Raw genomic sequence first — 19,851 nt, 5'->3', positions numbered from 1 at the left:
ATTTACCTGAAAAACCCCTTTTTTTGCTCCCTTTTAGGGCAGTCCTGTCGGTTTACTAGAATGAAAAGCACCAAGCCGGCGCGGTACGTTCGTTCCGGAATTTATTTCCTGACGAGCTGCTTATTATTCCGACAAAAAAAGGGTTGCACCCGGTTGCACCTCAAAGGTTGCCCAGCTAATCTTGCCGCCAGCTGATGCCACGCGGTCGTGGCAAACATGAGGATAAAAATATGGCTACCACCACCCTTGGGGTCAAACTTGACGACCCGACCCGCGAACGCCTCAAGGCGGCCGCGACCTCGATTGATCGCACGCCGCACTGGCTGATCAAGCAGGCAATTTTCAATTACCTGGAAAAACTCGAGGGTGGTGCAACCCTGACCGAGCTGAGCGGCTTGACCAAGGATTCCGACGAAACCGTCGATGCGCCTCTGGATCACGCCCACCAGTGCTTCCTCGAGTTCGCCGAAAGCATCCTGCCGCAATCGGTACTGCGCGCCTCGATCACTGCCGCTTACCGTCGCCCGGAACCTGAAGTGGTGCCGATGCTGATCGAGCAGGCGCGTCTGCCGGCGGCGATGGCCGAAGCCACCAACAAGCTCGCCTCCTCGATTGCCGAGAAACTGCGCAATCAGAAGAGCGCCGGCGGCCGTGCCGGAATTGTTCAGGGTCTGTTGCAGGAGTTTTCCCTGTCGTCCCAGGAAGGCGTCGCGCTGATGTGCCTCGCCGAAGCGCTGCTGCGCATCCCGGACAAAGGCACCCGTGACGCGCTGATCCGCGACAAGATCAGCACCGGCAACTGGCACCCGCACTTGGGTAACAGCCCGTCGCTGTTCGTCAACGCCGCGACTTGGGGCTTGTTGCTGACCGGCAAACTGGTCGCCACCCATAACGAAGCGGGCCTGACGTCCTCCCTGAGCCGCATCATCGGCAAGAGCGGCGAGCCGATGATCCGCAAGGGCGTCGACATGGCCATGCGCCTGATGGGCGAGCAGTTCGTGACTGGCGAAACCATCGCCGAAGCCCTGGCCAACGCCAGCAAGTTCGAAGCCAAAGGTTTCCGCTATTCCTACGACATGCTGGGTGAAGCCGCACTCACCGAGCACGATGCCCAGAAATACCTGGCCTCGTATGAACAAGCCATCCACTCGATCGGCAAAGCGTCCCACGGTCGTGGGATTTATGAAGGCCCGGGCATTTCGATCAAGCTCTCGGCACTGCACCCGCGTTATAGCCGCGCGCAGTACGAGCGTGTGATGGACGAGCTGTACCCGCGGCTGCTGTCGCTGACCCTGCTGGCCAAGCAGTACGACATCGGTTTGAACATCGACGCCGAAGAAGCCGACCGCCTCGAACTGTCGCTGGATCTGCTGGAACGCCTGTGCTTCGAGCCGCAACTGACCGGCTGGAACGGCATCGGTTTCGTGATCCAGGCTTACCAGAAGCGTTGCCCGTATGTGATCGACTACGTGATCGACCTGGCTCGTCGCAGCCGTCATCGCCTGATGATCCGCCTGGTAAAAGGCGCGTATTGGGACAGCGAAATCAAGCGCGCCCAGGTCGAAGGGCTGGAAGGCTATCCGGTCTACACCCGCAAGGTGTACACCGACGTTTCCTACATCGCCTGCGCCCGCAAACTGCTCTCGGTGCCGGAAGTCATCTACCCGCAGTTCGCCACGCACAACGCCCATACCCTGTCGGCCATTTACCACATTGCCGGCCAGAACTATTACCCCGGCCAGTACGAGTTCCAGTGCCTACACGGCATGGGCGAACCGTTGTACGAACAGGTTGTAGGCAAAGTTTCCGATGGCAAGTTGAACCGACCGTGCCGCGTGTACGCACCGGTCGGCACTCACGAAACATTGTTGGCGTACCTGGTCCGTCGTCTGCTGGAAAACGGCGCGAACACCTCGTTCGTCAACCAGATCGCCGATCAGTCGATCTCGATTCAGGCGTTGGTCGCCGATCCAGTGGCCAGCATCGAGCAGATGGCGATGCTGGAAGGCGGCTTCGGCCTGCCGCACCCGCGTATCCCGCTGCCGCGTGATCTTTATGGTGCCGAGCGCGCCAACTCCAGCGGCATCGACATGGCCAACGAACATCGTCTGGCTTCCCTGTCTTGCGCCCTGCTGGCCACCGCTCACAACCACTGGAAAGCCGCGCCGATGCTCGGTTGCGCGTCCAGCTCCGAAACGCCTGCGCCAGTCCTCAACCCGTCCGATCTGCGTGACGTGGTTGGTCACGTACAAGAAGCGACCGTCGAAGACGTCGACAACGCGATCCAGTGCGCCCTGAACGCTGCACCGATCTGGCAGGCCACCCCACCCGCCGAACGCGCTGCGATTCTGGAGCGTGCCGCTGACTTGATGGAAGGCGAGATCCAGCCGCTGATGGGCCTGCTGGCTCGCGAAGCCGGCAAGACCTTCGCCAACGCCATCGCCGAAGTGCGTGAAGCCGTGGACTTCCTGCGTTACTACGCAGTGCAGGCACGCAACGATTTCACCAACGACGCCCACCGCCCACTGGGCCCAGTGGTGTGCATCAGCCCATGGAACTTCCCGCTGGCAATCTTCAGTGGTCAAGTCGCTGCAGCACTGGCCGCCGGTAACCCGGTACTGGCCAAACCAGCGGAGCAAACTCCGCTGGTGGCTGCACAAGCCGTGCGTTTGTTGCTCGAAGCCGGGATTCCGGAAGGCGTGCTGCAACTGCTGCCGGGCCGTGGCGAAACCGTCGGCGCTCGTCTGGTCGGCGACGATCGGGTCAAAGGCGTGATGTTCACCGGCTCCACCGAAGTTGCTCGTTTGCTGCAACGTAACGTCGCGGGTCGCCTGGATGCTCAAGGTCGTCCGATTCCGCTGATCGCCGAAACCGGTGGCCAGAACGCGATGATCGTCGACTCCTCGGCACTGACCGAACAGGTTGTGATCGACGTCGTATCGTCGGCCTTTGACAGCGCCGGTCAACGTTGCTCGGCATTGCGCGTGCTGTGCTTGCAGGAAGATTCCGCTGACCGTGTCATCGAAATGCTCAAGGGCGCCATGGCTGAATGCCGCCTCGGCAACCCTGAGCGCCTGTCCGTGGACATTGGCCCGGTGATCGACGCCGAAGCTAAAGCGGGCATCGAAAAGCACATCCAGGCCATGCGCGACAAAGGTCGCAACGTGTATCAGGTGGCGATCGCCAACAGCGAAGAAGTCAAACGCGGCACCTTCGTGATGCCGACCCTGATCGAACTGGAAAGCTTCGACGAGCTGCAACGTGAGATCTTTGGTCCGGTGCTGCACGTGGTTCGCTACAAGCGCAAAGACATCGACCAACTGATCGGTCAGATCAACGCTTCCGGCTACGGCCTGACGCTGGGCGTGCACACCCGGATCGACGAGACCATCGCCAAGGTGATCGACAACGTCAACGCCGGTAACGTCTACGTGAACCGCAACATCGTGGGTGCCGTGGTTGGCGTGCAACCGTTCGGCGGCGAAGGCTTGTCGGGTACTGGTCCGAAGGCCGGTGGTCCGCTGTACCTGTACCGTCTGCTGTCCACGCGTCCTACCGATGCGATCGAACAATCCTTCGCTCGCGGCGACGCGATTGCCGCACCAGACGTTCGTCTGCGTGATGCAATGAGCAAACCGCTGACAGCCCTGAAGGCCTGGGCCGACAGCAACAAGTTCGCTGACCTGAGCACGCTGTGTGTGCAGTTCGCGGCGCAATCGCAAAGCGGTATCACCCGTGTCTTGGCGGGGCCGACCGGCGAGCGCAACAGCTACGCCATCCTGCCGCGTGAACACGTGCTGTGCCTGGCGGAAGTCGAAGGCGACCTGCTGACTCAATTGGCGGCGGTATTGGCTGTCGGCGGTTCGGCGGTGTGGCCGGAGGCTGAATTGACCAAGGCTGTGTTCGCACGTCTGCCGAAGGAAGTTCAGGCGCGAATCAAGCTTGTTTCCGACTGGAGCAAGGACGAAGTGGTGTTTGATGCGGTTCTGCATCATGGCCATTCCGACCAGCTGCGTGCGGTGTGCCAGCAAGTGGCCAAGCGTGCCGGCGCGATTGTCGGGGTTCATGGCCTGTCCCAGGGCGAGACCAGCATTGCGCTGGAGCGTCTGGTGATTGAGCGGGCGTTGAGCGTTAACACCGCTGCAGCGGGTGGTAATGCGAGCTTGATGACGATCGGTTAAACGCAACAAGACCGGGCAACCGCAATGGCTGCCCGGTATGCAAAACCCCTTGTGGGAGCGGGCTTGCTCGCGAAGGCGGAGTGTCAGTCGACATCAATATTGACTGTTACACCGCCTTCGCGAGCAAGCCCGCTCCCACATTTGATTAGCGGTGTCTGCAACACACCATCACGCTCATCAATCATCCTGTTCAGTCTTTATTCCCACGCCTAGACTCGGTCCATTCCAAAAAAAGGTAGGCCGCCATGTCCGAGACGTTGCTCAGTTCCCGCAATCTGGCTTTCGAGCTGTACGAAGTCCTCGATGCCGAAGGCCTGACCCAGCGTGAGCGTTTCGCCGAGCACAACCGCGAAACCTTCGATGCCGCCATCGGCACTGCCCGCAGCATCGCCGAAAAGTTCTTCGCCCCGCACAACCGCAAGAACGACGAAAACGAGCCGCGCTACGAGAACGGTCAGGCGATTCTGATTCCGGAAGTGAAACCGGCGGTGGATGCATTCCTCGAAGCCGGTTTCCTCAACGCAGCGCGCAGTTTCGACGCCGGCGGCATGCAACTTCCTACATTGTTGTCCCAGGCCTGCTTCGCGCATTTCCAGTCAGCCAACGCGGCGTCGACCTCGTACCCGTTCCTGACCATGGGCGCGGCGAACCTGATTGAAAGCTTCGGCACCGACGAACAGAAGCAACGCTTCCTGCAACCGATGATCGACGGTCGCTTCTTCGGCACCATGGCCCTAACTGAACCGCACGCCGGTTCTTCGCTGTCGGATATTCGTACACGCGCCGAGCCTGCGTCTGACGGCACCTATCGACTCAAGGGCAACAAGATTTTCATCTCCGGTGGCGATCACCCGCTGTCGGAAAACATCGTGCACATGGTCCTGGCGAAACTGCCGGATGCACCGGCCGGGGTGAAAGGGATTTCGCTGTTCATCGTGCCCAAGTTCCTGGTCAACGATGACGGCAGCCTCGGCAAGCGCAATGACGTCTTGCTGGCGGGGCTGTTCCACAAGATGGGCTGGCGCGGCACCACGTCCACCGCGCTGAACTTCGGCGACAACGGCGAGTGCGTCGGGTACCTGGTGGGCAAACCGCACCACGGTCTGAGCTACATGTTCCAGATGATGAACGAGGCGCGGATCGGCGTCGGCATGGGCGCGGTGATGCTCGGTTACGCCGGGTATCTGTATTCCCTGGAATACGCCCGCGAACGTCCGCAAGGTCGCGTGCCGGACAGCAAGGACCCCAACACCGCGCCGGTGCCGATCATTCAGCACGCTGACGTCAAGCGCATGTTGTTGACGCAGAAAGCCTACGTCGAAGGCTCGTTCGACCTTGGGCTGTACGCAGCGCGACTGTTCGATGACACCACCACACTGGAGACTGAAGACCAGCGCAAGCAGGCCCACGAGCTGTTGGATTTGCTGACTCCCATCGTCAAATCCTGGCCCTCGGAGTTTTGCCTGAAGGCCAACGAACTGGCGATCCAGATTCTCGGCGGCCATGGTTACACCCGCGAATACCCGGTGGAGCAGTATTACCGCGACAACCGTTTGAACCCGATCCACGAAGGCACCCACGGGATTCAGTCGCTGGATTTGCTGGGACGCAAACTGGCGCAGAATGGTGGCGCGGGGCTCAAGCAGTTGATCCGCTTGATTGCCAACACCGCCGAACGGTCGCAGGCGCATGAGTCGTTGACCGCCCTGCGTGAACCGCTGGAGAAACTGGTGGCGCGCCTGCAAGCGGTGACCATCGGCTTACTGACGGATCTCGGGCAAGGCAAGGTCAACAGCAGCCTGGCGAATTCGGCGCTGTACCTGAAAGTGTTCGGGCACACGGTGATTGGCTGGCGCTGGCTGGAACAGGCCATTCGGGCCGAGGAAGGGTTGGCCAAAGGGCATGCGGCGGATGTGAGCTTCTATAAGGGCAAGCTGCAGGCAGCGCGATATTTCCTGACATGGGAAGTGCCGGGTTGCCACCATGAGTTGGCGATTCTTGAGGCTCGGGATGATGTTTGTCTTGGGATGCAGGATGAGTGGTTTTGATCAGGATTTTTTGCTGCTGCTGAAATCCAATCGCGAGCAGGCTCGCTCCCACAGGGTCAAGTGTTCACAGATCCAATGTGGGAGCGAGCCTGCTCGCGATGGCGTCAGTACAGGCGATACATTTATCAGCTCAGCCTGAACCCACCCATCTGCCGCGCCAGATCATCCGCCAACCTCTGCAACGTCTGGCAATCCTCACGGCAAGCTCTCACTTCCCCCGCCGTCGCCCGGGCCAAATCGGAAATCCCCTGCACGTTCCGGTTGATCTCTTCCGTCACCGCCGACTGCTCCTCTGTGGCCGTCGCCACCTGATGGTTCATGTCGCTGATGCGCTCGACCTGTCCGGTAATCGCCGTCAACGATGCGCCAGTGCGCTGGCTCGACTCGACGCCGGTGCCCGTCGCTGCCTGCCCGGAATGCATGGATGAAACGGCATTCTCCGCACCCTGCTTGAGGCTGCCGATCATCTGCTGGATCTCATCGGTCGACGATTGAGTGCGCCGCGCCAACGTGCGCACTTCATCCGCCACCACTGCAAACCCACGCCCCATATCCCCGGCCCGCGCAGCTTCGATAGCCGCATTCAGTGCCAGTAAATTGGTCTGCTCGGAGATCCCGCGAATCACTGCCAGCACTTGATCGATGGACGCGACCTGATCGGCCAATTCGCCGACGGCACTGGCGGCGATGCCGATTTCGTCGGACATGCTTTCTATATGCCTGATCGACCCACCGACCACTTCCCGCGCCTGCATCGCTTCATCCCGGGCGTTCTGCGAAGCGACCGCCGCGTTACCCGCATTCTGGGCGATTTCCTGCACGGTGAGGCCCATCTCATGAACGGCGGTGGCCACCATGTCGGTCATTTCCTGCTGACGGCCGGAACGTTCCGCGGTGTTCTCCACCACTCGCGCCACCTGGCCGACGGCCGTGCGCAAACGCTCGCTGGTGGTCAGCACTTCGCCGATCATCTCGCGCTGGCTGTCGAGGAATCGATTGAAGCCGCGCGCCAGGTCACCCAACTCATCGGCGCGACTGGAATCTAACCGATGGGTCAAATCTCCCCCACCGCTACCGATGGCTACCAGCGCGGCTGTTACCTGACGGATCGGCCGCACCAGGCCACGGGCCAGCAAGACCACCAGCAACAGACACACCAGCGCCACCGCCAGGCCTATGCCGCTGCTCATCCACATGGCGCGACGGGCTTCGGCGTAGATCTGCGACTGTGGCACTTCGGCCACCAGGGTCCAGCCCAGGTCCCGTAACGGCAGGCTCAACGCCAGATAGTCTTCGCCATCGCGGACGAAGCTGCTGTTGGTGGCAGATGCTTTTGAGCTGGAAAGTTGCCCCATGACCGCTTGCGCTGCGGGTGCGCCGATTTGCTCGGCCAGGGTGCGCTTGCCGCTGAATTGCGCCTCAGGGTGGACCTGGATCAAACCGTCGGAACGCACGAGATAGACCTTGCCGCGCTCACCGAAGTTGAAGTTGTGGATCAGCTCTGACAGCTCTTTCATGCTCAACCCAAGCCCGGCAACGCCCACGACTTTACCGGCCTGCTCGACCTTGAGGTCGATGAACAGCGCCAATTCTCCGGTCGCGGTGTCATTGTCGATATTGAGGGTGCGCGGCTGGTTGCTGTCGAGAAATGCGTAGAACCAGGCGTCTTTGGAGTTGGAACGGCTGAGGGTCCGGTCCAGGCCTTTTTCAGTGAAGTAATGGTTTGAAGCCGTGCCGACGATCAGCGCGGTGAAGGCTTTGTGTTCGGCGCGGATGCCTTCAAGATACTCGACGAATGCGGCGGTCTGGGCACTGTTTTCACCCCCGGCCAGCCAGTCGCGCACCATGCTGTTGCTGGCGATGTCCTTGGCGGCGGTGAGGGGTTGGACGAGGATTCGTTCGATGTCGTTGCGCATCGCTTCGATGCTCGACGGCAGTGCCTGTTCAACCAGATAGCTCTGGGCGAGGCGGTTGACCACGAGGGTATAAATGCCAACCACGATCAGAATACTGACCAGCAGGGCAGTGCCCATACTCAGGATTAACTGCCATTGAATACTGCGTCGCCAGAACTGCATGGAGCACCCCCAAAGAATAAGAGGCTGAAACACTGCAACAGCCGTGCCGATTGTATACAACTCAAACGACAATCTATTCTTTGGTTGTGCGCAAAGCCGATCAGGCCTGATTGATCGTCTTGGAGATCACTTCAACCGTGGCGCTGACTTGCTCTTGGTAACGGTCGAGTTCCTGCTTGTGCTGCTTTTGCATTTCAATCTGCTGGGAACACAGATTCATCGCAGCCAGCACCAGCAGTCGGTCACCGATCAGCGTCGGGTACTTCCTTTTGGTGTCGGCCAAGGCAGCTTTCAACATCATCGCGGCGTCCAGCAGGGTTTGCTCTTCCCCGGCCGGCGCCTTGATCGAATAGTCCTCCCCCAGGATCGAGACGACTTTTACCCCTGCGGCGCCGTGATTCATGCGCTGACCGGGCCGGCGCTGACGCGCTCAACCAGGGCCTGGATGCGGGCCGCGGTGGCGCCTTGTTTCTCTTCCTGCTCCATCAGGTTCAGTTGCAGGCTTTCGTTTTCATCCTTGGCCTGGGCCAGTTCTGCGCTCAGGGTCTGGTTGGTGGCGAGCAGGGTCTGGTTCTGTTGCACCAGATCGCTGACCAGCTGTTCCAATTGGCTAAGGGATGCTTCCAACATTTTGATTTTCCAAGCATTTTCAAAGGGCGCGTAAGATAAAGAAAAGTCACCACGGATGCCAGGGTTATTCAGGCGCAAGGCCTTGATTTTCCTGGCGGGCGACCTTCCTCGCGAGCTTTAAAGACTGTGATTGGCGGATCTGGTTCCTGCACTTCGTCGCCGGAGCCCGTCTGCGACAAAAACGCGCAGGCACTCAAGACTTTAGTCGTATGACCGATAAGTCACTCATACGTCAGCTTCAGCGCCGCACGGGTGCGCTCACTTTGGTAAACAGCATGTCCCTTCGTAATATGAATATCGCACCGCGGGCGTTCCTCGGTTTCGCCCTGATTGGCGGTTTGATGCTGGTTCTGGGTGTGTTTGCCTTGAACCAGATGAGCAAGATTCGCGGCGCCGGCGAGAACATCGTCGAGAGCAGCGTGCCGAGCATCAAGGCGCTGGATGAGTTCACCCAACTGACCCTGCGCCTTCGGGTTCTGTCCTATCGCTTGTTGACCAACCGCGAACCCGACGTGCAGCAAAAAACCATCGAGCTGTTCGAACAGCGCAACCAGCAGATCCGTGCCGCACAGACTGAGTATGAAAAATTCATCAGCAGCCCTGACGAGCGTGCGGCTTACGACCAATACGTGCAGTTGCTTGGCCAGTACCGTCAGCTTGAAGACCGGATGAAGAGTCTGTCGCGCAACAACCAGGTGGAAGAACTGCGCACCTTGCTCAACACCGATCTGTTGAACAACTCTGAAGCCGTCAACGCCGTGCTCAACCGCCTGATGCTGATCAACAACCAACAAGCGGTCGACCTTAATCAACAAGCAACGGATCAGTATTCCTCGGCGTTCAACCTGGTCGTCACCCTGCTGGTGATTGCCACTGCCCTGACCCTGCTGTTCGCCTGGCTGCTGACCAACAGCATCACCAAGCCGATCGCCAACGCCTTGAGCGCGGCCGAAGAAATCGCCGAGGGCAACCTGACTCGTCCGATTCATGTCGATGGCGAAGACGAAGCCGGCCGCTTGCTGCTGGCCATGTCGAAGATGCAGGACAAACTGCGTGACACCCTGCAACGGATTTCCGGCTCGGCCACGCAACTGGCGTCCGCCGCTGAAGAACTGAACAGCGTCACCGACGAAAGCGCCCGCGGCCTGACCCAGCAGAACAACGAAATCGAACAAGCCGCCACCGCCGTCAATGAAATGACCAGCGCCGTGGAAGAAGTCGCGCGCAACGCCGTGAGCACGTCCGAAGCCTCGAAGAACGCCACCACCTCGGCCGGCGACGGTCGTGACCTGGTGCAGGAAACCGTCAGCGCCATCGAACGCATGAGCGCCGATGTGCAGAGCACCGCGACCCTGATTGGTGATCTGGCCAACGAATCCCGTGACATCGGCAAGGTGCTGGACGTGATCCGTGGCCTGGCTGACCAGACCAACCTGCTGGCGTTGAACGCAGCGATTGAAGCCGCGCGTGCCGGTGAAGCCGGACGTGGCTTCGCGGTGGTGGCGGATGAGGTGCGTGCATTGGCGCATCGCACTCAGCAGTCGACCAGCGAGATCGAACGCATGATCGGCAGCATCCAGAGCGGCACCGAACACGCGGTGGACTCGATGCGCAACAGCACCGAACGTGCTGAATCGACCTTGAACATTGCCCGTGGTGCAGGTCTTTCGCTGGACACGATCAACAGCGCCATTCTCGAGATCAACGAGCGGAATCTGGTGATCGCCAGCGCGGCTGAAGAACAGGCGCAGGTGGCGCGGGAAGTGGATCGCAACCTGGTGAACATTCGTGATTTGTCGGTGCAATCGGCGACCGGGGCGAATCAGACGAGTGCGGCGAGCAATGAGTTGTCGCGATTGGCGCTGGACCTGAACAACATGGTTGGGCGGTTTAGCCTGTAAGCAGCGACACCTTCACTGTGGCGAGGGAGCTTGCTCCCGCTCGTCTGCGAAGCAGTCGCCAATTGGCCTGCGCGTTGAATCTGACTCACCGCGCCGCCTCTTCGGGGTCGCTGCGCGACCCAGCGGGAGCAAGCTCCCTCGCCACAGGGATCGAACTCAACCCGGTGACGTTGTCGCGGCTGCAAAAGCTTTTTGACAGCATCACATTTCAACAGGTTAGAATCGCTGGCACGCAGACTGCATGGTCAGTTTGTGCCCGCCTTTCAGCTTTCTGGAGTACTGCCTTTGAATGCGACGACCATCAACAGCCTGTTCTTGATCGGCGCGTTGCTGGTAGGTGCGAGCATTCTGGTGAGTTCACTTTCCTCGCGCCTCGGCATCCCGATTCTGGTGATCATCCTCGCCGTGGGCATGGCCGCTGGCGTCGACGGCGGCGGCATTATCTTTGACAACTACCCCACGGCGTATCTGGTCGGCAACCTCGCCCTCGCAGTGATCCTGCTCGATGGCGGCTTGCGCACCCGCGTATCCAGCTTTCGCGTGGCGTTGTGGCCGGCGTTGTCGCTGGCGACGGTCGGGGTGTTGATCACCACCGCGCTGACCGGCATGGTCGCCGCCTGGCTGTTCAACCTGAACATCATTCAGGGTTTGCTGATCGGCGCCATTGTCGGCTCGACCGACGCCGCGGCGGTGTTCTCGCTGCTGGGCGGTAAAGGCCTGAACGAACGGGTCACCGCCAGCCTCGAAATCGAATCCGGCAGCAACGACCCGATGGCGGTGTTTCTCACCGTCACCCTGATCGACATGCTCGCCAGCGGCCAGACCGGCCTGCACTGGAGCCTGCTCGGGCACTTCGTGCGTGAGTTCGGCATCGGTGCCGTGGTCGGCCTCGGCGGTGGCTGGGTCATGCTGCAATTGGTCAACCGGATCAACCTCGCCAACGGCCTCTACCCAATTTTGGTGATTGCGGGCGGCCTGGTCGTGTTCGCCCTGACCAACGCCCTGCACGGCAGCGGCTTCCTGGCGGTTTATCTCTGCGGCCTGGTGATCGGCAATCGTCCGGTGCGCAGCCGCCACGGCATTCTGCACATGCTCGACGGCATGGCCTGGCTGGCGCAGATCGGCATGTTCCTGGTGCTGGGGCTGCTGGTGACGCCGCATGACCTGTTGCCGATCGCCCTGCCGGCTCTGGGCCTGGCGCTGTGGATGATTCTGTTTGCACGACCGCTGTCAGTGCTGGTCGGCCTGCTGCCATTCAAGGCGTTCCACGGCCGCGAAAAGGCGTTTATCTCCTGGGTCGGACTACGCGGTGCGGTCCCGATCATTCTGGCGGTGTTCCCGCTGATGGCCGGCCTGCCGAATGCCCAGCTCTACTTCAACCTCGCCTTCTTTATCGTGCTGGTGTCGCTGCTGGTGCAGGGCACGAGCCTGCCGTGGGTGGCGAAGCTTTTGAAAGTGACCGTTCCGCCGGAGCCGGCGCCGATCTCGCGCGCAGCGCTGGAGGTGCATGTCACCAGCGAGTGGGAGCTGTTCGTTTATCGCCTCGGTGCCGAGAAATGGTGCATCGGTTCGCCCCTTCGCGAACTGAAAATGCCCGAAGGCACACGTATTGCGGCGTTGTTTCGTGGTCAGCAACTGCTCCATCCGTCGGGTAGTACGGTGCTCGAAGTCGATGATTTGCTGTGTGTTATCGGCCATGAACACAACCTTCCGGCCCTCGGAAAACTCTTCAGTCAGGCACCGCAACGCGGCCTCGATCTGCGCTTCTTCGGCGACTTCGTGCTCGAAGGAGACGCCCAGCTGGCCGCGGTTGCGGCGCTGTACGGATTGAAAGTCGAAGGCATCGATCCGGACATGTCCCTGGGGCATTTCATTGCCCAAAAAGTCGGCGGAGCTCCCGTCGTCGGCGACCAGGTGGAGTGGAACAACACCATCTGGACTGTTGCGGTCATGGAGGGGAACAAGATCGGCAAAGTGGGCGTCAGATTCCCCGAAGGAAGTCGCCCGGGTCCGGGTCTCTTCCTCTAAACTAGGGGGCGTGTTGACGTTTAATCACGGTCGCGCCCATCCCCGCAAAGCGCAAGACTAGGCATGAGGAGAGAAGTTTGGTTGCTCCAAATGAACGACGAATAACGACGGATTGCGCTTTGCGGGGCTGGGCCCTGCGGGTTGGAGCTGTGAGCGAGCCGCACTGCGTTGCGGGACTTGGTAAGGAAACAACCCTTACCTTCGTCCCGCGCCTTGCGCGGATCGCTCACAGCTCCAACGCGATCCGTGATTAAACGTCAACACGCCCCCCACTTCGTCTCGTTTTCGATCGGTCTCTATGTCAACCCTGCGCACTTTTTTCATCATGGCCCTGCTGGGCTTGAGTCTTTCTGTCGGTACGTTGCAAGCGGCCGAACCGCCGACCAGCGAAGCCGTGCAGGCGAATCTGGACAAGATCGCCGATCGCAAACTGCCGGAAGCGGATCAGAAAGCCCTGCAATCCGTCCTGCAAAGCACGCTGACCCAGCTCGGCAACCAGCGTGACTACGAACAAAAGCTGGTCGCACTCAAGCAGCAGCTCGCCACCGCGCCCAAGCAGAACATCGAGAACCAGCGTGAGCTGGCCAAGCTCAAAGCCACCAGAATGCCGCCGGTGCCGCAACGCTACGCCAACCAGTCGATCCAGCAGCTTGAGCAAATGCTCACCGAGCGCTCGACCCAGCAAAGCGACCTGCAGAAGGCGCTGGCCGATGCCAACAGCCTGGTGATTACCGCACAGACCCGCCCCGAGCGCGCGCAGGCGGAAATTTCCGCCAGCCAGACGCGCATTCAACAGATCAACAACATCCTCAAGGCCGGCAAGGACGCCGGCAAGACCTTGAGCGGTGAACAGCGTGACCTGCTGAATGCCGAACTCGCGGCACTGAATGCGCTGATTCCGCTGCGTCGCCAGGAACTGGCCGGCAACAACCAGTTGCAGGATCTGGGTAACAGCCAGCACGACTTGCTGAGCGAAAAATCCGATCGCCTGGATCAGGAAATCCAGGAGCTGCAAACCCTGATCAACCAGAAGCGTCTGGCCCAGTCCCAGGAGACGGTGACGCAGCAGTCCATCGAAGCGCAGAAGTCCGGCAGCAGCGCGCTGCTGGCCACCGAAAGTGCGGCCAACCTGAAGCTTTCGGACTACCTGCTCAAAAGCACCGACCGACTCAATGAGGTCACCCAGCAGAACCTGCAGACCAAACAGCAGCTGGACAATGTGACCCAAAGCGATTCGGCGCTGGACGAACAAATCAACGTACTCAAGGGCAGCCTGCTGCTGTCGAAGATTCTCTACAAGCAGAAACAGTCCCTGCCGCGTCTCAAGCTCGACCGCGACCTGGCCGACCAGATCGCCGATATTCGCCTGTACCAGTTTGAAGTCAGCCAGCAGCGGGAATTGCTCAGCAACCCCGCGACCTATGTCGACAACCTGCTGTCCACCCAACCGCCGGAGCAAGTCACCCCGCAGCTGCGAAAAAGTCTGCTGGAACTGGCCACCACCCGCGCAGACCTGCTGGAACGCCTGAACCGCGAACTGAGTGCGGTGCTCAACGAATCCATCACCTTGCAACTCAATCAGAAACAGCTGCTCAGCACCGCGCAAAGCCTGCGGGCGACCCTCGATGAGCAGATGTTCTGGATCCCCAGCAACAAGCCGCTGGACCTGGAATGGATGCGTGCCGTACCGGAACGCCTGCAACGGCAGGTCACCACGCTGCCGTGGGCTTCCAGCCTGAGCGAGTTGAGTGATGGCCTGATCCAGCGGCCGTTGCTGTTCCTGCCCCTGGTGTTGCTGATCGGTGCCCTGCTGTGGCGGCGTAAAAGCCTGTATGCCCGACTGAGCAAAGTTCACCAGGACATCGGCCACTTCAAGCGCGACAGTCAGTGGCACACGCCCCAGGCCATCCTGATCAACATCCTGCTGGCAATGCCGGTCTCGCTGGGTCTGGCCTTGTGCGGTCTGGCCTTGCAGATCGACGCCCGCGGGCAGAACGCCAACATGGGCGCGGCGCTGCTGCAAATGGCCCAGGCCTGGCTGGTGTTCTACACCGCTTACCGGATCCTCGCGCCGGGCGGCGTGGCTGAACTGCATTTCCGCTGGGAAAAACCCCAGGTCGAATTCCTTCAGGGTTGGGTCCGCCGACTCGGGCTGGTGGTGATGGCATTGGTTGCCGTGGTGGCGGTGGCCGAACTGCAACCCGCGACGCTGGCTGATGACGTGCTCGGCATGCCTGTCGTGCTGATCTGCTACGCCTTGATGGCCTGGCTGCTCAGCCGCCTGCTAATCGCCAGCCCGACGCATCAGAACGCTTCGCTGTTCCGCAAAGCGGTCGGGGTCATGTTCACCGTCCTGCCCGTGGCGTTGTTCGTGGCCGTGTGTTTCGGCTACTACTACACCGCGCTGAAGCTCAGCGACCGGTTGATCAACACCCTTTACCTGCTGATGTTCTGGCTGGTGATCGAAGCCACCTTCGTTCGCGGTCTCAGCGTTGCGGCACGGCGCCTGGCCTACCAACGCGCCCTGGCCAAACGCCAGGCTGCGAAAGAGGCCGGCGACGGCGAAGCGGTGATCGAAGAACCGACGCTGGACATCGAGAAAGTCAACGAACAGTCCTTGCGCCTGATTCGTCTGGCGCTGCTGGGTGGTTTCATCGCGGCACTGTATTGGGTCTGGTCCGATCTGATCTCGGTGTTTTCGTACCTGGACAACGTCACCCTCTATGAATACACCAGCGGCACCGGCGCCAACATGAGCATGGTGCCGATCAGCATCGGCGACATGCTTGGCGCGCTGATCATCATCGGCATCACCTTCGCCCTCGCGCGCAACTTGCCGGGGCTGCTGGAAGTGCTTGTGCTGTCGAAGTTGAACCTGGCACAGGGCAGCGCCTACGCCACGACCACGCTGCTCTCCTATGCGATCGCCGGCATCGGCTTCGTCTCGACCCTGTCGACACTCGGCGTGAGCTGGGACAAGTTGCAATGGCTGGTAGCGGCGCTGTCGGTGGGTCTCGGCTTCGGGATGCAGGAAATCTTCGCGAACTTCATCTCCGGCATCATGATTCTGTTCGAGCGCCCGGTGCGGATCGGCGACACCATCACCATCGGCAACCTGTCAGGTACGGTCAGCAAGATCCGTATCCGCGCCACCACCATCACCGACTTCGACCGCAAGGACATCATTGTCCCGAACAAGACGTTCATCACCGGGCAACTGATCAACTGGTCCCTGACCGACACCATCACCCGGGTGACCCTCAAGCTCGGCGTCGACTACGGTTCGGACCTGGACCTGGTCAAAGAGCTGCTGCTCAAAGCCGCGCGCGATAACCCGCGTGTCCTGAAAGACCCGGAACCCCACGTGTATTTCCTGAACTTCGGCGAAAGCACCCTCGACCACGAGTTGCGCATGCACGTGCGTGACCTCGGTGACCGCAACCCGGTGCTGGACGAGGTCAACCGCTTCATCAATTGCGAGTTCAAGAAGCAGCACATCAACATCTCGTTCCGGCAGATGGAGGTCTACCTCAAGAACCTTCACGGCCAGGAATACAAAATGGTGCCGATCGAGCCGGAAACCAAAACCATCGTGCCGCTGGTGGATGGCAAGTCTCCTCAAGAGCCGCCGCCCGCCAAGCTCGACTAACCGCCCTATCCCTAGCAGAATGCTCGGACATTCTGCTGGAGATGGCCGTTGAAAGCCCTCGACGAACTGACCTTCGATAATCGCTTCGCCCGCCTGGGCGATACGTTTTCCGCCCATGTGCTGCCCGAGCCCATCGACAACCCGCGCCTGGTGGTGGCCAGCCCTGCGGCCATGGCGCTGCTGGATCTCGACCCTGCCGTTGCTGATACCCCGGAGTTCGCCGAGCTGTTCAGCGGCCATAAGCTCTGGGCCGACGCAGTGCCCCGGGCGATGGTCTATTCCGGCCATCAGTTCGGTTCCTACAACCCGCAGCTGGGTGATGGTCGCGGCCTGTTGTTAGGCGAGGTCTACAACGAGGCCGGCGAGCACTGGGACCTGCACCTCAAGGGCGCCGGCCAGACGCCTTTTTCGCGCATGGGCGATGGGCGGGCAGTGCTTCGGTCTTCGATTCGCGAGTTTCTAGCCTCCGAAGCGCTGAATGCCCTGAACATCCCGACCACCCGTGCCCTGTGCGTGATTGGCTCCGACACCCCGGTGTGGCGCGAGAAGCAGGAACGCGCAGCCATGGTCCTGCGCCTGGCGCCGAGCCATGTGCGCTTCGGTCATTTCGAATATTTCTACTACACCAAACGCCCCGAGAAGCAGAAAGAACTCGGCGAGCACGTATTGGCCCTGCATTTCCCGGAATGCCTGGAGCAGCCGGAACCTTATCTGGCGATGTTTCGTGAAATCGTCGAACGCAATGCCGAACTGATCGCCAAATGGCAGGCCTACGGCTTCTGCCACGGCGTGATGAACACCGACAACATGTCGATCCTCGGCATCACCTTCGACTTCGGGCCGTTCGCCTTTCTCGACGACTTCGACGCCCATTTCATCTGCAACCACTCGGATGATCAGGGCCGCTATTCTTTCAGCAACCAGGTGCCGATCGGCCAGTGGAACCTCAGTGCCCTCGCCCAGGCACTGACGCCGTTCATCAGCGTCGACGCCCTGCGCGAAACCCTTGGCCTGTACCTGCCGCTGTACCAGGCCCATTACCTGGACCTGATGCGCCGCCGCCTCGGTCTCACCACCGCTGAAGACGATGACCAGAAACTGCTGGAGCACCTGCTGCAACTGATGCAAAACAGCGGCGTCGATTACACCTTGTTCTTCCGCCGCCTGGGGGATGAATCACCGGAACTGGCCGTCGCCCGCTTGCGCGATGACTTCGTCGACATCAAGGGCTTCGATGCCTGGGCCGAGTTGTATGTCGCCCGGGTTGCCCGCGAAGGCGAGGTTGATCAGGCGCAGCGCCGCAAGCGGATGCACGCGGTCAATCCGCTGTACATCCTGCGCAACTACCTGGCGCAAAAAGCCATCGATGCGGCGGAAAGCGGCGACTATTCAGAGGTTCGGCGACTGCATGCGGTGCTGAGTAATCCGTTTGACGAGCAAGCGGGGATGGAAAGCTACGCCGAGCGGCCGCCGGAATGGGGGAAGCATTTGGAGATCAGTTGTTCGTCGTGAGAGTGAACTGCACACTTCAGATGGGCATTTACCGGTGCCCACGGTCATAGGCTTCGATATGGTCGCCTATGATCGACACCAAACCCTCTAGCGGGTGCAATTCATCACCGCCCATCATTTTTAGCAACTCATCTCGTGATTCGACCAACCGATCATACTCAGTTTCCGATTCAGGTCGTTTTAACAACCATGATACGGATGGCCAGTGTTCAATGGCCTGTTTGACGATATCGCTCATTTTTCATGTCGTTGATCGCATTCGGATTGAAGAAGTGAAGAATAAGAGTTGAACAACTCGCTACCTAGCAGACGGAACCGTCTTGACCTGTAAGTCGCTTCTCCAATTGCAGCAGGCTCCTGCCTACACATCCCTACCTTGATAAACAGGAACTTTGCCTCCAGATCCATTGCATTGACTGCTAATTCTCGAAGAGCCCGACCATGACCGACCCACTCCTCATCCCCTGCCCCCACTGCAACGGCCTCAACCGCATCCCCGCCGAACGCCTCAACGACCATCCAAAGTGCGGCCGCTGCAAGGCCGGGGTCCTGCTGAGCAAGCCGTTCGAATTGAAGCAAGGCGATTACGCCAGTCAGATCAAGGGTGATCTGCCACTGCTGGTGGACGTGTGGGCGGATTGGTGTGGGCCGTGCAAGTCGTTTGCGCCAGTGTTCGAACAGGCGGCGGGGCAATTGGCGGGCAAGTGTCGGCTGGCCAAGCTGGACAGCGAGGCGAATCAGCAATTGTCGGCGCAGTTGGGGATTCGCTCGATTCCGAGTCTGATTCTGTTCAAGAACGGCCGGGAAGTGGCGCGCCAGAGCGGGGCGTTTCCGTTACCGCAGTTGATGAGCTGGTTGCGTAGCCAGGGTATCTGAAAGCACTGCATATCCAATTGTGGGAGTGAGCCTGCTCGCGATAGCGGTGTATCCATCGACGTTTATATCGACTGACACTGCGCTATCGCGAGCAGGCTCGCTCCCACAGTGATTTGGCGTCATTGACGCAATCAGGCGTTTTCGAGCAGGTTGTGCAACTCGACGAATTGCTGCGTCAACTTGTGCCGCGGGTCGAGGTGGATCAGCGGCGTATTGGCTTGGTGGGATTCGCGCATGCGCACCGAGCTGGTCAGGTACACCGGCAACACCGGCAACCCTTCGGCGATCAGCTCGTCGAGAATCTGCTGCGGCAGGCTGGCACGGGCCTGGAACTGATTGACCACGATGCCTTCGACTTCCAGGCCTTCGTTGTGGTCGTCCTTCAATTCTTCGATTTCCGCCAACAGGCCATACAGCGCCTGGCGCGAGAAGCTGTCGCAATCAAAGGGGATCAACACCCGGTCAGCAGCAATCAATGCCGATACCGCATAGAAGTTCAGCGCAGGCGGGGTATCAAGATAGATGCGGTCGTAATCTTCTCCCAGCTCCTCAAGCAATTTGCGCAGCTTGTTGATCTTGTGTTTGGCCTCAAGTTTGGGCTGCAGGTCAGCCAACTCGGCGGTCGCGGTAATGACGTGGAGGTTTTCGAACGGCGTTTCGTAGATGTCGACCTGGTTTTTCTTCGAGAACGGTCCAGAGGACAGGGTTTGCTTGAAGAAGTCGGCAATGCCCATCGGGATGTCATCCCCGGTGAGGCCCGTCAGGTATTGAGTGGAGTTGGCCTGGGCATCGAGATCCACCAACAGGGTGCGATAACCCTCGCTGGCGCTGACCGCCGCCAGATTGCAGGCAATGCTGGATTTGCCCACGCCACCTTTCTGATTGAACACCACGCGCCGCATGTCAAAAACCTCCGTGTATCAAAGAATGACCGAGTGTAGTAGTCCA

12 protein-coding genes and 1 pseudogene are annotated in these 19,851 nt (G+C 60.1%); 7 read left to right on the top strand and 6 right to left on the bottom strand.

The window, feature by feature from the left end:
• Positions 1-230: 230 nt before the first annotated feature.
• Positions 231-4,181 (top strand): trifunctional transcriptional regulator/proline dehydrogenase/L-glutamate gamma-semialdehyde dehydrogenase, encoded by a 3,951-nt coding sequence (gene putA / locus ACA075_RS02165; protein WP_497297092.1) that lies wholly within the window; start codon positions 231-233, stop codon positions 4,179-4,181.
• A gap of 245 nt (positions 4,182-4,426) precedes the next feature.
• Positions 4,427-6,229, top strand: a complete 1,803-nt coding sequence (locus ACA075_RS02160) for an acyl-CoA dehydrogenase (RefSeq protein WP_497297091.1) — start codon at positions 4,427-4,429, stop codon at positions 6,227-6,229.
• 125 nt (positions 6,230-6,354) lie between these two features.
• On the opposite strand, the gene ACA075_RS02155 is transcribed toward ACA075_RS02160, so the two are convergent.
• The 4 genes and pseudogenes from ACA075_RS02155 to ACA075_RS02140 all read right to left on the bottom strand — a co-directional run bounded on the left by ACA075_RS02155 (position 6,355) and on the right by ACA075_RS02140 (position 8,937).
• The gene (locus tag ACA075_RS02155; RefSeq protein ID WP_497299187.1) at positions 6,355-7,086 is read right to left on the bottom strand and encodes a methyl-accepting chemotaxis protein; all 732 of its coding nucleotides are present in this window, start codon (positions 7,084-7,086) and stop codon (positions 6,355-6,357) included.
• Between the two features lie 132 nt (positions 7,087-7,218).
• Positions 7,219-8,262 (bottom strand): annotated as a pseudogene (locus tag ACA075_RS02150) (HAMP domain-containing protein); the annotation flags it as partial.
• Positions 8,263-8,407: 145 nt separating this feature from the next.
• Positions 8,408-8,710 carry a cell division protein ZapA gene (locus tag ACA075_RS02145; RefSeq protein ID WP_010464343.1) on the bottom strand — a complete coding sequence of 101 codons (303 nt, stop codon included), beginning with the start codon at positions 8,708-8,710 and terminating at the stop codon, positions 8,408-8,410.
• Entirely contained in the window at positions 8,707-8,937 is a 231-nt protein-coding gene (locus ACA075_RS02140; RefSeq protein WP_094469479.1) for a hypothetical protein, read from the bottom strand. Before ACA075_RS02140 ends, ACA075_RS02145 begins: the two co-directional genes overlap by 4 nt.
• 275 nt (positions 8,938-9,212) lie before the next feature.
• Here ACA075_RS02140 and ACA075_RS02135 point away from each other — a divergent pair, with 275 nt between their 5' ends.
• The 4 genes from ACA075_RS02135 (at position 9,213) to selO (ending at position 18,027) form a co-directional block, all read left to right on the top strand.
• Positions 9,213-10,838 (top strand): methyl-accepting chemotaxis protein, encoded by a 1,626-nt coding sequence (locus ACA075_RS02135; protein ID WP_219093473.1) that lies wholly within the window; start codon positions 9,213-9,215, stop codon positions 10,836-10,838.
• Between the two features lie 285 nt (positions 10,839-11,123).
• Positions 11,124-12,866 (top strand): potassium/proton antiporter, encoded by a 1,743-nt coding sequence (locus tag ACA075_RS02130; RefSeq protein WP_219093470.1) that lies wholly within the window; start codon positions 11,124-11,126, stop codon positions 12,864-12,866.
• Between the two features lie 298 nt (positions 12,867-13,164).
• Positions 13,165-16,515, top strand: a complete 3,351-nt coding sequence (gene mscK / locus ACA075_RS02125) for a mechanosensitive channel MscK (RefSeq protein WP_497297090.1) — start codon at positions 13,165-13,167, stop codon at positions 16,513-16,515.
• Between the two features lie 48 nt (positions 16,516-16,563).
• Entirely contained in the window at positions 16,564-18,027 is a 1,464-nt protein-coding gene (selO, locus tag ACA075_RS02120; RefSeq protein ID WP_497297089.1) for a protein adenylyltransferase SelO, read from the top strand.
• 28 nt (positions 18,028-18,055) lie between these two features.
• Here selO and ACA075_RS02115 read toward each other — a convergent pair whose 3' ends face one another.
• Positions 18,056-18,265: a hypothetical protein gene (locus ACA075_RS02115; protein WP_497297087.1), complete on the bottom strand. Its 210-nt coding sequence runs from the start codon at positions 18,263-18,265 to the stop codon at positions 18,056-18,058.
• Positions 18,266-18,468: 203 nt separating this feature from the next.
• On the opposite strand from ACA075_RS02115, the gene trxC reads away from it, so the two are divergent.
• Positions 18,469-18,903 (top strand): thioredoxin TrxC, encoded by a 435-nt coding sequence (gene trxC / locus ACA075_RS02110; protein ID WP_497297086.1) that lies wholly within the window; start codon positions 18,469-18,471, stop codon positions 18,901-18,903.
• Between the two features lie 131 nt (positions 18,904-19,034).
• Here the strand turns inward: trxC and ACA075_RS02105 are convergent, their stop codons facing one another.
• Positions 19,035-19,805 carry a ParA family protein gene (locus ACA075_RS02105; RefSeq protein WP_403103163.1) on the bottom strand — a complete coding sequence of 257 codons (771 nt, stop codon included), beginning with the start codon at positions 19,803-19,805 and terminating at the stop codon, positions 19,035-19,037.
• Positions 19,806-19,851: the final 46 nt, after the last annotated feature.

The organism is Pseudomonas sp. LBUM1663 (genome assembly GCF_059695905.1).
Note: the sequence above shows the minus strand (reverse complement) of the source record. Positions and strands in the feature narration are given on the sequence as shown.